The sequence below is a fragment of the Cecembia rubra genome (assembly GCF_003014575.1).
Classification (GTDB): domain Bacteria; phylum Bacteroidota; class Bacteroidia; order Cytophagales; family Cyclobacteriaceae; genus Cecembia_A; species Cecembia_A rubra.
This window is the reverse complement of the sequence record NZ_PYGF01000001.1, coordinates 706,909-721,883: the sequence shown is the minus strand read 5'-3', so window position 1 is coordinate 721,883 and position 14,975 is coordinate 706,909. Positions and strand designations below refer to the sequence as shown.

Below are 14,975 nucleotides of genomic sequence, written 5' to 3'. Positions count from 1 at the left end.
TTCTGATGAAGTTTAAGCTTTCTAGTTTTATATTATTGTTTGTTTTGTGCATGGGTTCTTTTGGAGTCCATGCACAAAATTTTCCTAAGATTATCAAGAAACCCAAACAAGAAACGACCGGGAATGCTCCCGTTAATAATCCTTTACACAGGGATTTAAGGCTTTTTGATCCTCAAAAGTATCTTCAGGATATTACAAGAGAAACAGATTCACTTTTATATAAAGATTATATCAATTTAAAAAGAAGGCTAAGTATAGTAGCTGAGGATACCCTTTCGCTAGTCTGGGCACCTACCAATCAATTGGTTCAAGTTTCTGAACAAATTCAAATAGATAGTATATGGGTGACTGCCTATGAATATTTTTCTTCCTGGGATAGTAAAAAAATCAATATTTATGATTTCAATCCAAAGGATTTTAAGGATACAGTTTACGTCAAACTTTATGATACTTTTTTTGGAACAGATTGGAGATTACCATTGGACCAAACCCAAATTACCTCTGAATTTGGATTTAGAAGGTATCGGTGGCATCATGGAACCGATTTAAAATTAAGAATAGGGGACCCAATTTACAGTACATTTGACGGAATTGTAAGGATTCGATCATATGATAGAAATGGGTATGGCTACTATGTGGTTGTCAGGCATAAGAATGGACTGGAAACACTTTATGGACATATGTCCAAAATTTTGGTAGATGTTGGCCAGGAAGTGAAAGCTGGTGATGTTTTGGGTTTAGGAGGTAGTACAGGAAGAAGTACAGGTCCCCATTTACACTTTGAAGTTAGGTACCAAGGTCTTTCGATTAATCCAACAGAAATGTTTGATTTTAATGTTGGAAAACTTAAATCTGATGTTTATATGATCACAGCTGCCAGTTTTGATCATGTCGTCAAAACTCAAGAATCAGTATATCACAGAGTAAGAAGTGGAGAAACTCTAAGTAGTATTGCAAGGCGCTATGGGGTAAGGGTAAGCACCATAACAAGATTGAATGGCATCTCCACAAATAGTATTTTAAGAGTAGGTCAAAGATTAAGGATTAGGTAAAACCAATGAATAATTTAAAACTGGATATATTAGTTATTGCTGCACATCCAGATGATGCCGAATTGGCTTGTTCCGGGACCATTGCATCACACGTAGCAAAAGGATACAAAGTTGGTATTCTGGACCTGACGCATGGAGAAATGGGTACAAGGGGAACGCCAGAAATAAGGTTACAGGAATCAGAATTGTCATCAAAAATTCTAGGACTGTCTGTAAGAGAAAACTTAGGTTTTAAGGATATTTATTTTCAAGATGACAAAGAACATCAACTTGAAATAGTTAAAGTGATAAGGAAATACAAACCAGAGATAGTTTTGGCAAATGCTGTTTCTGATAGGCATCCTGATCATGGAAAAGGTGCATCTTTAGCATCCCATGCTTGTTTTATGAGTGGGCTTAGAAAAATTGAAACTATATTGGATGGTGTGGTCCAGGAAGCCTGGAGACCTAAATTTATTTTCCATTATATCCAAAACAATTACATAAAACCCGATTTTGTGGTTGATATTTCTGATTTTTGGGATAAGAAAATTCAAAGCATCAAGGCATTTAAATCCCAGTTTTATGACCCTAACAGTAAAGAGCCTGAGAGTTTTATTTCGTCTGAAGGGTTTTTAGGTTTTATTGAAGCTAGGGCCCAGGAATTTGGACATAGCATTATGGTCAAATACGGAGAAGGATTTACTGTTGAACGTATGGTAGGAGTAGATGACCTTTTTGATTTGAAATAAAGTAAAATTCCCGCTTGTTTGCGGGAATTATACTTTATGGAGCTAATCTGTTTATAATCCAGTTACCTGATTTATCTAATTGGTAATGTATCCTATCATGTAACCTACTTGGTCGCCCTTGCCAAAATTCCAATTCATCAGGGATTACTCTGTATCCTCCCCAATGTTCTGGTCTCTTGATAGTTTCAGGACTAAATTTCTCTTTAACCTCTTCTTCTTTTTGTACCAAAATATCCCGGTTAGGAATGGGTTCACTTTGTGGAGAAACCCATGCTCCAATTTGACTGGCATAAGGTCTAGAATGAAAATATTCATCGGATTCCTTTTCGCTTACTTTCTCTATCCTTCCCAAAATTCTAATTTGTCTCTCAAGCTCTGCCCAATAAAAATTTAAAGCAACATAAGGTTGATGGTCTAGTTCCCGACCTTTTGCGCTCTTGTAATTCGTAAAAAACACAAATCCTGAATCCACACCTTTTAATAACACCACTCTTGAGTTAGGTCGGCCATTTTCCTTTATTGTAGAAAGTGTCATAGCATTGACTTCCAGTACTTTAGAGTCAATTGCCTCATTAAACCATTTTTTGAATTGCTCAATTGGTGAAGTCTGAACATCTGAAATATCCAATGACTTCAAAGAATAATCTATACGAATGTCTGAAATTTTCATCTCCTTAAACTTTTTGTTATAAAATTATCATACTTATTGTATTTAAAAAATTTAGCTATAAATTAAGCGCAAATGTATTGTTTCAACATGGAAAATAAAATGAACAAATCTGTTAAAGCAGGAGATCTTTTGATTTCTGAGCCATTTTTGCAGGACGAGAATTTTGTCAGGTCTGTGGTATTGATATGTGAGAACAATGAAAATGGATCTTTTGGGTTAGTCTTAAACAAGCTTTCAATTCTAAAATTGAATGAATTAATTGATAATATTAACCCTTTGGAATGTGAGGTATATGTGGGGGGGCCGGTAGAACAAAATACACTTCATTTCATTTACAGTGGAGATTGTTTATTTGATACAAGTATCCAATTGAGGGAAGACCTTTGGTGGGGAGGGGATTTTGATGAGTTTTTGGAATTACTTAAGCTTGGGAAGATTGAGGAAAGTAAAATCAGGTTCTTTATAGGTTATTCCGGTTGGGCTTCGGGCCAATTGGAAGATGAATTGGAAGAGAATACTTGGATAGTTTGCGATACTGCCGATGCAGAAAGTGTTTTTAGAGCTTCACCTGAGGAATTATGGAGGATTATTTTGAAAAATATGGGAGGAGAATTCCAGCAATTGGCAAATTATCCAATTGACCCAAGATTAAATTAAATTCAATTTATTACTTTTGTTAGGTAAGCTGATTTAAAGTACAGGATAATTATGGACAAAGAGATGGAAATGCCTGAAAAGGATGAGGTGACCAAGGCCGACAATCAACCATTGGCTGAAGGTAAAGAAGAAACTAACCTTAAAAGTGATCATACTTCAGAAGAGGAAGATTCAAGTCATTCCGAAGATGAAGAACATGAGGAGATAGATTATTCAAATTACTCTAAAAGAGAGTTGATAACTGCACTCAAAGAACTCACTTCTACTGGTAAATACCTTAAAATTGAAAATTTGGTCAATGATATTAAAGCCCATTTTGATGAAATTTTTGGTAAAGAAAAAGATGAAGCTCTCAAAGAATTTTTGAAAAATGGCGGTACTGCAGATGACTTCCAGTACAGGACTTCTGATGATGATAAGATATTCTTTGCTCAATACAATGATTTCAGAGAAAAGAAATCACAATTTTTAAAAGAGCAGGAAAGACAAAAGGAAAAGAATCTCATTGCAAAAAACCAGATCTTAGATAAGCTTCGGGAATTGGTTGATGGGGAAGAAACTACACATAGTATTAATACCATCAAGCAAATCCAGGAAGAATGGAAAAGCATAGGACCAGTACCGAGTTCTCAGAACAGAAATCTTTGGGCCTCCTATAATGCATTAATGGATAGATTCTATGATAATAGAAGTATTTATTTTGAACTGAAAGAACTTGACCGAAAAAAGAACCTCGAACATAAAAGAGAGTTGGTTGAAAAAGCAGAGGCTTTAATTAAAGTAGATGACCTGAAAGAAGCAATCAAATCCCTTAATGAGTTACACGAAGAGTTTAAGCATATAGGTCCAGTACCACGGGAAGAGCAAGAGCCCTTATGGCAGAAATTCAAAACTGCTTCCGATGCTATTTATGACAAAAGGAAAGAGTTTTATGAAGGTCAAAAAGAAGTTTTTAAGCAAAATCTTCAGCTTAAAGAAGCACTTATTGTAAAATTGAGTGAATTTAAGGACTTCTCTGCATCGAAAATCAAAGATTGGAATGCAAAGACCAAAGATATTCTGGCTATTCAAAAAGAGTGGGAGGCTGCTGGTCCAGTACCAAGAGAGTTTGGTAAAGAAGTGAATAAAAAGTTCTGGGGTCTATTCAAGCATTTTTTCCACAACAAGAATCAGTTTTTTAAAGAATTGGATGAGATCAGACTTCAAAATAAAAACAAAGCCGAAGAACTGATTGCAAAGGCAGAGGAGTTAATGAAAAGTTCCGATTGGCAGGATACTGCCAATAAATTGATTGGATTACAGCAGGAATGGAAAAAAATAGGTCCAACTCCTGAAAAAGTTAGAGATGACCTTTACAATAGGTTTAAATCAGCTTGTGATACCTTTTTTGAAAACAGAAGAAATGCCAATAAGCAGGTCAATCAGGAATTTGAACATAATCTCAAAGCCAAAGAGGAACTTTGCAAAAAAATATTAAATGAAGCGTCAGGATCTGATTTAACAGAATCAAATCTTGAAAAATATATTGCAGAGTTCAATTCCATAGGTTTTGTACCTAGAAAAAACATGAAAGATATCCTTGCCAAGTTCAATGAATCCGTAGATGTCTATATCAACAAGCTTGGGATTGAAGGAGGTGATAAGGAAGAATTCTTGTTTAGACTTAACTTGAATAAGCTTCAGGCTGATCCTAACAGTAACAGAGTGCTTAATAAAAAGGAGCATGGCATAAGGAAACAGATCTCAGATCTTGAAAACAATATCACTTTATGGAAAAATAACCTGGAGTTTTTTGCTTCTTCCAAAACAGCAGATAAGCTGAAAGACCAGTTTGATGAAAAAATTCAGAAGGCGGAGAAGGAAATTGAAAAGTTGAAGAAAAAGCTTTCAATCCTTCGTGAATTTTAATGCACTCATAAATAAGGGGATAGTAAATATTCCCTTATTTTTTTTGGAAAACCTTTTGCACGATTAATCTATCCCTCTATATTTGCACCACGATTTCAGCAAAAGGTCTGAAAGAAATAAAAAGCCTCCTTAGCTCAGCTGGTAGAGCAACTGACTTGTAATCAGTAGGTCGCTGGTTCGATCCCGGCAGGGGGCTCTTTTTTATTATCTTTGTTAAAATGATTTATTTGTTACTGAAATCATCTTAATAACTTGAATCACAATATTAGGAGTGGTAGTTCAGCTGGTTAGAATGCCTGCCTGTCACGCAGGAGGTCGCGGGTTCGAGTCCCGTCCATTCCGCACATAATTATCAAAAGTGATAATTTTAACAATATTAATAACCATTTGATTGGAGTGGTAGTTCAGCTGGTTAGAATGCCTGCCTGTCACGCAGGAGGTCGCGGGTTCGAGTCCCGTCCATTCCGCAAAACCTCAGTTAAAAGCTGAGGTTTTTTGTTTTATGGCCTATTTCGGATACATCATTGAATCTGAAACAGACTGGACTTTTTACCTTGGAGTGTCTTCAGATTCTTAGAAGAGGCTCGAGAAGCACTATCTTCCACACAAGTATTTACGTTTTGAAATACCTCCATCAAATAAAAAATTTTTCTTCCTCAGATTATTTTTATCTTTGCCTTAGTCAAAAAAAACAAGTATGTTACTAGAATTCGAAAAACCAATTGCTGATTTGGAGCTTAAACTTCAGGAAATGAAAGATTTGGCAAAAGGTAGGAATTTAGATTTATCTACCGATATTCAGTCATTGGAAGAAAAAATTCAGACTTTGAAAAAAGAGACTTTCCAGAACTTGACCAGATGGCAGCGTGTTCAGCTATCAAGGCATGCAGATAGGCCTTATGCCTTGGATTATATTTATGAAATCACCAACGATTTTATTGAACTTCATGGTGATAGAACAGTGAAAGATGATAAGGCCATGATCGGTGGATTAGGCGATATTGATGGAAGGACTGTGATGTTTATTGGTCAGCAAAAAGGCAGAAATACCAAGCAAAGGCAAGAAAGAAATTTTGGGATGGCCAACCCTGAAGGGTATAGAAAAGCATTAAGGTTGATGAAAATGGCCGAGAAATTCGGGAAGCCAATAGTTACCTTAATTGATACTCCTGGGGCTTTTCCTGGTCTTGAAGCAGAAGAAAGAGGGCAAGGTGAGGCAATTGCTAAGAACCTAAGAGAAATGTTCATGCTGAAAGTTCCTGTAATATGTATTATAATTGGTGAGGGGGCATCAGGTGGTGCACTTGGAATTGCCATAGGGGATAGAGTGTATATGTTGGAAAATACCTGGTATTCGGTAATTTCTCCTGAGTCCTGTTCGTCCATACTTTGGAGGAGTTGGGACTATAAGGAGCAAGCTGCCGAAGCTCTCAAGCTTACTGCAACAGATATGCAAACCAATGGACTAGTGGATGGAATTATCCAGGAACCACTTGGTGGTGCACATAAGGATATGAAGGCAATGTCCAGAGCCCTTAAAACTACCATTTTGGAAGCTTTGAAAGAATTAGATAAGATTAAACCAGAAAAACGCATAGAGCAAAGAATTGATAAATTCTGTTCAATGGGAGTTTTTGTTGAATAGAATCAACCATTTTCTATTCTCCCATAATCGCATGCAGGCAATTTTGTATTGTATGTGATTATGGGTTTTATTTTATAATTCCGTAAAATGAAGTTACATGTAATCAATACTGGTTTTTTTAAGTTGGATGGTGGGGCCATGTTTGGTGTGGTTCCAAAAGTACTTTGGTCAAAAACCAACCCTGCTGATGAAAACAACCTGTGTTCATGGGCCATGCGTTGTCTTTTAGTAGAGTCAAGAGATAGGCTTATTTTAATTGATAATGGCATTGGGGATAAGCAGGATGCAAAGTTCTTTTCCAATTATTACCTTTACGGGGAAGATTCACTCGTTAATTCTTTGGAAAAAAAGGGTTTCTCAACAAACGATATAACAGACAATTTTCTTACCCATTTGCATTTTGATCATTGTGGGGGAGGAGTAAGGTATAAAAATGGTCAATCCTCACAACTGGAAATGACCTTTAAAAATGCCACATATTGGACAAATAGAGAACATTGGGAATGGGCGACTGTACCCAATGCAAGAGAGAAAGCATCATTTCTCAAAGAAAATATTTTTCCAATGGAGCAAAGTGGACAGTTGAATTTCCTGGATTTGGAAGAAAAGAAACTTTCTGAGGATTTTGAATTTTTTACTGTAGATGGTCACACGGATAAGCAAATGATTCCTAAGATAAAATATAAGGGAAATACTATAGTTTTTGCAGCAGATTTATTGCCATCCACAGGTCATATTCCTTTGCCCTATGTTATGGGTTATGATACCAGGCCATTGGTAACATTAGAAGAGAAAAAGCAATTTCTAGAGGAAGCAGTAACCAATCAATATATTATTTTTTTTGAGCATGATCCAATTCATGAATGTTGTACTTTAAAGATGACAGAAAAAGGTGTTAGATTAGACCAAACCTTTTCTTTGAATGAGCTTGGATAGAAAAATAGGTATTGCGCTTTCTGGAGGAGGCGTCAGAGGCATTTCCCATCTTGGCGTATTAAAAGCACTGAACCAATATGGTATTTATCCCAATAGAATAAGCGGGAGCAGTGCAGGTGCCATCGCAGGTGCATTATATGCGAGAGGATACGACCCTGAAGAAATTTTGGAGATCATCCTTAAAACCAACTATTTTAAATTCCTCAGGCCTGCGATAAGCTGGACAGGAATACTCAAAATGGAGACATTGGAGGAACTTTTTAAGAAATATTTACCGGAAAATTCTTTTGAGTCACTTAAAATTCCATTGACAGTGGCTGCAACAGATATTAAAAGGGCAAAAGTAGTCTATTTTTCTGAAGGAGAATTGATCCGACCAATCATGGCTTCTTCTTGCATTCCTGGAATGTTTGACCCGATAGCCATTGACAAACATTATTATCTGGATGGAGGTATTTTGAACAATTTACCAGTAGAGCCTCTGGATGGTGTATGTGATGTTGTCATTGGGGTAAATTGTAATCACCTTCCTGTTGAGCACAATATAAAAAATATCAAAGGACTGATAGAGAGAAGTATTATCATGTCAATGAATTACAATGTTTACAGCCGAAAAGATAAATGTGATTTTTTCATCGAACCAAAGGGATTGGCAAAATTTGGTGTTTTTGATATAAAAAAGGCCAGGGAAATTTTTCAAAGTGGATATGAAGCTGCATCAACTTTTATAATTGAAAACCCTGAGTTAAAAGAATTAACTATTAAAAAACAAAAGCAAAAAGTATGATGAAATTATTGTCAAGATTTGTGTTTTGGATAGCCGGCTGGAGCCTTAATGCTGCTTGGCCCAAAGGGTTGAAAAAAGCAGTATTGATAGCTATACCACATACCAGTAATTGGGATTTACTTTATGCAAGGGCAGCTTTTTTCCTGATGGACATACCTGTAAAATTTACCATCAAAAAGGAAGTGATGGTTGGGCCTTTGGGATGGTTAATTAAAAATCTGGGCGGTATTGCCATTGACAGAAAGAGGATTCCCGGAGGAAAAAAACAGACTTACACAGAGGCAATGACCAATATGTTGAAGGAAACTGATGAATTGGTCATAATGGTGACTCCTGAAGGTACAAGAAGTCATGCTCCCAAATGGAAAACAGGTTTTTATCATATCGCATTGGCTGCAGGGGTACCTGTAGTTATTGGATATCTTGATTACAAAAAGAAAGAAGCAGGCATAGGGCCGGTAATTTATCCTAATGGGGAAATGGAAGAACAAATTGAGGAAATGAAGGCTTTTGGGAGAACTGTAACCGGAAAATATCCTGAAAAAGGTATTCTCTGATTTAATCTACTGTCAAAGTCACATCATCAAAATAGACCCTTCCTGTTACTCTTGGACCCATAACAAGGTATACTGTGATAAAGTCTATTTCTTCCGGAGCATTGTTCAATACAAGTTCGATTGGTCTCCAATCAAAGGTTCCGGTAACAAGAATTCTGTCTTGTGAACTTATAAATCTCCCCAAAGAACTTCCTCTGCTGTCCTGGACAGGGAATGCGCGCATTGAAATATAAATATTGCTTCCAGGTCCTCTTAGGTTAATATTTTCTCCCTTTAGAAATGCCCTCATTCTTAATGTTCTACCTGCTCTAGGTGCTGGTCCTGTGTAGCTTTGCTTCCAGTTTCCTGTATTTTGATTTAAACTATCAATGTTTTCTATAAAAACTGATCTTGAACCATTCTTGAAAACTTCTCCGCTCACACCCAAATTGAACCCAGGGGAAGAAATGGCCACCCATGGAGAAACGTTATCTGGGTTAGCTGAAAAATCGGAATTTTTTAGGAGCTGAGATCCCGAAGGGAGCATGTCGTTGTTATCTGAACACCCCAACAAAAGAAAAAGTATTGATATGATGTAAATACGGACCATCTTAAGGTATTTGTATGCAATGTAACGTTAGTAAGAACGCTTGTGTTTGATTTCATTTTTGATTTTTTAAACCAAAAAACGGATTTTGGTTATATTTAATGCTAATAATAATTTCAATGGCATTTATCATAAGGATGAATTGAATAATTAACAATCAAGAAAAAGTTTTATGCAAGATAGTATCCTAACCGCTGTATTTTTACCCTTAGCCCTTGCATTTATCATGCTTGGAATGGGCTTATCACTTACTATTAAAGATTTCAAAATAATATTTTTATACCCCAAAGCTGCAATTATTGGGCTGTTCAACCAACTAATTCTTTTGCCGATATTTGGTTTTGCGCTAGTGCAGTTATTTGGGCTGAGTGGTGCATTGGCAGTTGGAGTTATGATCCTGGCTGCCTGTCCGGGTGGGCCGACTTCCAACCTGATCACCCACCTTTCCAAAGGTGATATTGCACTATCCATAAGTTTGACAGCTGTTACTTCTTTTATTACCATTATAACCATCCCATTGATAGTAAATTTAGCAATTTCCTATTTTGGAGAAGAGGGTAGTGTTATACTTCCAGTCGGGGAAACGATCATTCAAATAATGGGGGTTACAATTGTACCTGTTTCTATAGGTATGTTTTTGAAGAAAAGATTTCCTGCTCTTTCTTTAAAGGCAGATAGGCCAGTAAGGATTGCTTCTGCTATTTTCTTTACTCTAATAATTGTTGCGGCGATTTTTAAAGAACGGGAATCTATTGTTTCGTTTTTTATAATTTCTGGTCCAGTAATGTTATTCCTGAATATCTTAACCCTACTTGTAGGCTATTTTCTTGCCGGCATATTCATATTGCCTAAAAGGCAAAGGTTAACAATAGCTATCGAGTCTGGAATTCAAAATGGGACTTTAGGTATCATGATTGCAGCCACTTTGCTTAAAAACTCTGAAATGACCATTCCCATTGCGATTTATAGTTTGATCATGTTTATGACAGCGACTTTGATAATTTTTATTACAAACAAAAAATCCCACTCTTCATAAGGTGGGATTTTTTTGTTAATTGGTTCCGTATAAGGATTTTCCTGCATTTTCATATTTGTCACCAGCATTCCATTCGGGCCTTTCTTTCCAATTAGCGATTTTTTCAGCTGCAAGGATGTAGCTTTTCCAGTATTTGGCAGCATAGTCCATATCAAAATCATCAACATGGTCTGAGGCTTGGTGATAATATCTGCTGATTTCTTCATCAAAGGCCCTGAATCCAAGGCTGAATGTTGGAGCTGGAATACCTTTTCTGGCAAAGTTAACATTGTCAGAGCGGTCATATAGCCCTTGTTCAGGTGAAGGATCAGTAATGGACTCCAAACCAAAGGCAGCTGTTGCCTCTGAAATCAGGTGGTCGGCAGTAGTTCTTCCAAGACCCACAACGGTCACTACCGAAGTGTCATTATATCCTGCATTATCGATATTTAGGTTGTAAATGATCTGTTTCAGTGGAATTAATGGGTTCTCAGAAAAATAGGCACTTCCCAGCAAGCCTTTTTCTTCTGCAGTCCAAGCGCACAATAGAACTGACCTTTTGGGAGGATTTTCAGCGAAATACCTCGCCGCATTGATGACTGCTACGGTGCCCACAGCATTATCTCTTGCACCATTATAAATGGAATCTCCATCAGCATTTGGTCTTCCCACCCCAATATGATCATAGTGTGCGGAAAGCATGATATATTCCTGCTTCAGTACTGGGTCAGTTCCCTCAATGATGGCTATTACATTCTTACCTATAATATTTTTATTGACTTTTCCCAGAATTTGAATTGTCGCAGTATTGGAATTTCCTTGGCCAATAGCATTAATGTTCACATTTTTTAAATCATTAATCCAAATATATGGAAGACTGTTAGCTTCCTTTGTTTCGTCAATTGTCAATTGTCTTCTGTTTAGGAAACTCACTGCAAAATTCCAAGGTGCTGTTGGTACATTATACATTTCCATCAAAGCCACAGCGCCATTTGATTTTGCCAAGGCCATTTTTTCACGTCCAACAGCAAATAAATCCGCTGGACTCAATCTATTTGGTGCCCCTACATTAGTAACCACGATTTTACCCTTTACATTTTTGCCAGCATAATCCTCTGATAAACCATAACCAAGAACGATCAACTCATATGTTCCTACTAATGAAGAACCATCTAAAACCAGCATGTCGCTTCCATGGGTAAATGTCTTATTGCCAATAGTGATTTCACCTTTGGTAGGAGGGGTGGACAACCTAAACGGGATATGTTGATAATAAGCATTGGCTCCTGGAATCTCTTTTGCTCCATACTTCCAAAACTGTTCTGCAATATATCTTGCTGCTGCATCAATTTCAGGCCTGATGGGGTCTCTACCCATAAGTTCATCGGAAGCCAAATACCTGAAATGTGAAATACTTTCCCTTTCGTTGAAATTCTTTTCTATAGCATCCTTCCCGTTTTGGCAGAATGCAGAAATACTTAATAAAGCGGTCAAGAATAAGAGGCTACCTTTGATTTTCATTTCGAATTTTAATAGTTAACTTTCTAATATATGAATTATTGTAATAATTCGTATTGAAGGAATAGTCCAATGGTAATATCCTGTCTTTAAAGCATACTAAAGTTTGTAAACTCAATATGAAAACAAGTTTAAAGTGGTTTTTTATAGTGGTATTGGCTTCTCCAGCTTTTTTATCCTGTAAATCACAAAAGGATTTCAATACATTTCTCATTGAAGATGGAATATACAGATCTAAAATTTTTGACGGAAAAAAAGAATGGGTCTATCTTGACAACGAACAGGACTTTTTATTTGTCTTTCCCCTAAATAGGAAAAACAATGTTTATTTTCTTGATACGATAAATAGGTCATACCTCTCATTTCCCCAAGAACGTTGGGCAGTAAAATTGAACGATGAAGTTTTTCAGACAAATTCCTTTGATGTAGATCTAATTTCAATCCCCTTTAAGTTTAGAGGAAGGACTGCTGGAATTCCTCCTCAGTTGAACACCAATCTCAATGCCTCTCTTTATTTTGGGTATAGATCTGATTGGTATTCATTGGGCTACAAACAAAACCCCTTTGGAGCATTCGAAAGGGTAACAAGACATTATGGACTTACAATAGGTTTATTTACTGGGCTAGGTTCTACTTCTGTCAATCCTTGGGTCACAAATGATCAGATTGCTTATGAATATGACGGAATTACATGGTCGAATGGAATTGCCTTCAGTTTTGCCTTTAATTACCTTAATTTGGGTGTTGGATTGGGTTATGATATGCTCTTAGATAATAATTCAAGGTATTGGGTTTACCAAAAGAAACCTTGGATTGGACTAGTCCTGGGAATTAATTTGAATTAGGAAGGCAAATTGATATTTCTTCCAAGATCTTAATGAAATAATCAGGCAGTTCAGCTTCTATAGTAATTTTTTGATTAGTTATGGGATGAATAAATTCAAGTTGCCATGCATGCAAAAGCATATTATATAGCCCAAATTTATTACGAAAAAAGGTGTTTTGTTTGTTATCTCCGTGGGTATTGTCTCCAATGACATAATGCCTTGCATGTGCCATATGCCTTCTTATTTGGTGCATTCTACCAGTATGCGGATATACTTTGATTAGAGAATACCTACTGCTAGGGTACCTTGCTGAGGAAGCAAATGGGATTTCTGTTTGACTTAAAGTCCAAAATTCAGTTGTAGCTTCCTGTAATTCTCCGTGCAGTTTTTTCCTCAGAGGGTGATCAATAATACCATGGTCTTCCATATGTCCCCTTACAAGGCTAAGATAAAATTTCTTGACTTGTTTTGTAGGAAACAAAGGTTGTAGAAGAGAAGTAGATTCTGAATTTTTTCCAAATAGCAGAACGCCGGATGTGGGTCGGTCAATCCGGTGTAAAGGAGAAACGTGCTGTCCAATCTGATCTCTTAATAATTGAACAGCAAGTAAGGTTTCCTCTTCTTTTGCCAGATGTGTTCGGTGTACCAGTACGCCTGCAGGTTTGTTGATGGCAATGAAATATTCATCTTCAAAAATAATTTCCAGTAATGGTTTCAAGATTGCAAAGATTAAAATATTACACCTGAACCAATGCTTTCGGTTTCTTCATACCAAGCAACAAATTGACCTGATGCAATTCCCCGTTGTGCTTCATCAAACAGGACATACAATCCTTTTTCTTTCATGATCAAAGTGGCCCAGGTCAAAGGTTGTCTATATCTGATTCTGGCTTTATAACGTGCTGTCTCCCCAATTTCTAACTTCAAATCTTCCCGTATCCAATGTACATCTTTTTTAGGAACAAAAAGCCCTTGCCTGTTCAGTCCCGGATGCTCTTCTCCCAAACCCGTATAAATGTTGTTCTCTTGGGTATCAGTAGCTATTACAAACAAAGGTTTTCCTGTACCACCCACTTGAAGACCTTTTCTTTGGCCAACTGTAAAATAATGGGCACCATTATGTTCCCCAATTAGTTTTCCTTCGGATTCCTGATAGTGTATAGGCAGACAAATATTATCTAAAATTTCTTCATCATAATCTTCTACACTGAATCCGGCCGGTAATTTCTGCCTTTTGAAAATTTCCAAATCATTGGGAATGACAATGATTTTTCCCTTTCTTGGTTTCAATTGTTGTTGCAAAAATTCTGGAAGTCTTACTTTTCCAATAAAGCATAATCCCTGACTATCCTTTTTGTCAGCAGTAATGAGATCTTGTTCTTTGGCGATCCTTCTGACTTCTGATTTTTGGAGATGTCCAATAGGAAACAAGGCTTTGGCCAATTGATCTTGATTCAATTGACATAAAAAGTAGCTTTGATCCTTGTTTTGGTCAGAACCAGCTAAAAGTCTGTAAATGATTTTTCCCTCCTTTTCTATACTTCCTTTCTGGCAATAATGTCCTGTCGCCACATAGTCGGCTTTGAGTTTCTGGGCCGCTTTAAGAAATATATCGAACTTGATTTCTCTATTACATAGAATATCTGGATTGGGTGTCCGTCCTGCTTCATATTCAGCAAACATGTAATCCACTATCCTTTCTCTATACTCTTCACTCAGATCAATGGCTTGAAAAGGTATCCCAAGTTTCTCTGCAACAAGCATGGCATCTGTGCTGTCCTCCATCCAGGGACATTCATTGGAGATGGTTACTGATTCATCGTGCCAGTTCTTCATAAACATGCCGATGACTTCGTAACCTTGTTCTTTCAGTAAAAAAGCTGCTACGGAGGAATCCACTCCTCCTGATAGTCCTACAACTACCCTTTTTTTGTTTTCCATAATTTTGAAATTATTCATGGGTTCAAGGTCCATGAGGTTTCACCTTTCCAACAGCCAGTGTAAGCCAATTGGTTCACAAAGTTAGCAGATCAATTTTTATTTTTTGAAGAATTCCGCAATTGCCAGTGTAAAGAATGGATTAATC

General features: G+C 36.9%; 15 protein-coding genes and 3 tRNA genes. 13 read left to right on the top strand and 5 right to left on the bottom strand.

All coding sequences use genetic code 11. The annotated features are described in order from the left end of the window. The first annotated feature begins 5 nt into the window (after positions 1-5). Both CLV48_RS02970 and bshB1 read left to right on the top strand, forming a co-directional pair. Positions 6-1,052: a M23 family metallopeptidase gene (locus CLV48_RS02970; RefSeq protein ID WP_106565722.1), complete on the top strand. Its 1,047-nt coding sequence runs from the start codon at positions 6-8 to the stop codon at positions 1,050-1,052. 5 nt (positions 1,053-1,057) lie between these two features. Beyond that, positions 1,058-1,783, top strand: coding sequence for a bacillithiol biosynthesis deacetylase BshB1 (gene bshB1 / locus CLV48_RS02965; protein WP_106565721.1), 726 nt, complete (start codon positions 1,058-1,060; stop codon positions 1,781-1,783). Positions 1,784-1,817: 34 nt separating this feature from the next. Here bshB1 and pdxH read toward each other — a convergent pair whose 3' ends face one another. Further along, positions 1,818-2,453, bottom strand: coding sequence for a pyridoxamine 5'-phosphate oxidase (pdxH, locus tag CLV48_RS02960; protein ID WP_106565720.1), 636 nt, complete (start codon positions 2,451-2,453; stop codon positions 1,818-1,820). Between the two features lie 87 nt (positions 2,454-2,540). On the opposite strand from pdxH, the gene CLV48_RS02955 reads away from it, so the two are divergent. From CLV48_RS02955 to CLV48_RS02915, 9 genes are all read left to right on the top strand, one after another. Then, positions 2,541-3,110 (top strand): YqgE/AlgH family protein, encoded by a 570-nt coding sequence (locus CLV48_RS02955; RefSeq protein ID WP_106565719.1) that lies wholly within the window; start codon positions 2,541-2,543, stop codon positions 3,108-3,110. 51 nt (positions 3,111-3,161) lie between these two features. Continuing rightward, entirely contained in the window at positions 3,162-5,018 is a 1,857-nt protein-coding gene (locus CLV48_RS02950; RefSeq protein WP_106565718.1) for a DUF349 domain-containing protein, read from the top strand. A gap of 123 nt (positions 5,019-5,141) precedes the next feature. Then, a tRNA-Thr gene (locus CLV48_RS02945) sits at positions 5,142-5,214 on the top strand. Positions 5,215-5,286: 72 nt separating this feature from the next. Continuing rightward, positions 5,287-5,360: transfer RNA gene (locus tag CLV48_RS02940), tRNA-Asp, on the top strand. Between the two features lie 51 nt (positions 5,361-5,411). Further along, positions 5,412-5,485 (top strand) — tRNA-Asp (locus tag CLV48_RS02935). Between the two features lie 230 nt (positions 5,486-5,715). Further along, positions 5,716-6,663 (top strand): acetyl-CoA carboxylase carboxyltransferase subunit alpha, encoded by a 948-nt coding sequence (locus CLV48_RS02930; protein ID WP_106565717.1) that lies wholly within the window; start codon positions 5,716-5,718, stop codon positions 6,661-6,663. Between the two features lie 87 nt (positions 6,664-6,750). Beyond that, complete coding sequence (locus CLV48_RS02925; RefSeq protein ID WP_106565716.1) at positions 6,751-7,599, top strand: MBL fold metallo-hydrolase; 849 nt, start codon at positions 6,751-6,753, stop codon at positions 7,597-7,599. After that, entirely contained in the window at positions 7,586-8,386 is an 801-nt protein-coding gene (locus CLV48_RS02920) for a patatin-like phospholipase family protein (protein ID WP_106565715.1), read from the top strand. The genes CLV48_RS02925 and CLV48_RS02920 overlap by 14 nt, the downstream gene beginning before the upstream one ends. Further along, positions 8,383-8,943, top strand: a complete 561-nt coding sequence (locus CLV48_RS02915) for a 1-acyl-sn-glycerol-3-phosphate acyltransferase (RefSeq protein WP_106565714.1) — start codon at positions 8,383-8,385, stop codon at positions 8,941-8,943. Before CLV48_RS02920 ends, CLV48_RS02915 begins: the two co-directional genes overlap by 4 nt. Position 8,944: 1 nt before the next feature. Here the strand turns inward: CLV48_RS02915 and CLV48_RS02910 are convergent, their stop codons facing one another. Beyond that, a complete protein-coding gene (locus tag CLV48_RS02910; protein ID WP_146140061.1) occupies positions 8,945-9,532 on the bottom strand; it encodes a hypothetical protein in 588 nt (195 codons plus the stop codon). A gap of 169 nt (positions 9,533-9,701) precedes the next feature. On the opposite strand from CLV48_RS02910, the gene CLV48_RS02905 reads away from it, so the two are divergent. Beyond that, entirely contained in the window at positions 9,702-10,565 is an 864-nt protein-coding gene (locus tag CLV48_RS02905; protein ID WP_106565712.1) for a bile acid:sodium symporter family protein, read from the top strand. Between the two features lie 15 nt (positions 10,566-10,580). Here CLV48_RS02905 and CLV48_RS02900 read toward each other — a convergent pair whose 3' ends face one another. After that, positions 10,581-12,065 carry a M28 family peptidase gene (locus CLV48_RS02900; protein WP_106565711.1) on the bottom strand — a complete coding sequence of 495 codons (1,485 nt, stop codon included), beginning with the start codon at positions 12,063-12,065 and terminating at the stop codon, positions 10,581-10,583. Between the two features lie 116 nt (positions 12,066-12,181). Here CLV48_RS02900 and CLV48_RS02895 point away from each other — a divergent pair, with 116 nt between their 5' ends. Continuing rightward, positions 12,182-12,907 (top strand): hypothetical protein, encoded by a 726-nt coding sequence (locus CLV48_RS02895; RefSeq protein ID WP_106565710.1) that lies wholly within the window; start codon positions 12,182-12,184, stop codon positions 12,905-12,907. Here the strand turns inward: CLV48_RS02895 and CLV48_RS02890 are convergent. Together CLV48_RS02890 and mnmA are read right to left on the bottom strand one after the other, a co-directional pair. Then, a complete protein-coding gene (locus CLV48_RS02890) occupies positions 12,894-13,607 on the bottom strand; it encodes a pseudouridine synthase (protein WP_106565709.1) in 714 nt (237 codons plus the stop codon). The two genes, CLV48_RS02895 and CLV48_RS02890, sit on opposite strands and share 14 nt — an antisense overlap. An 11-nt stretch (positions 13,608-13,618) precedes the next feature. Further along, positions 13,619-14,830, bottom strand: a complete 1,212-nt coding sequence (gene mnmA / locus CLV48_RS02885; protein ID WP_106566115.1) for a tRNA 2-thiouridine(34) synthase MnmA — start codon at positions 14,828-14,830, stop codon at positions 13,619-13,621. Positions 14,831-14,975: the final 145 nt, after the last annotated feature.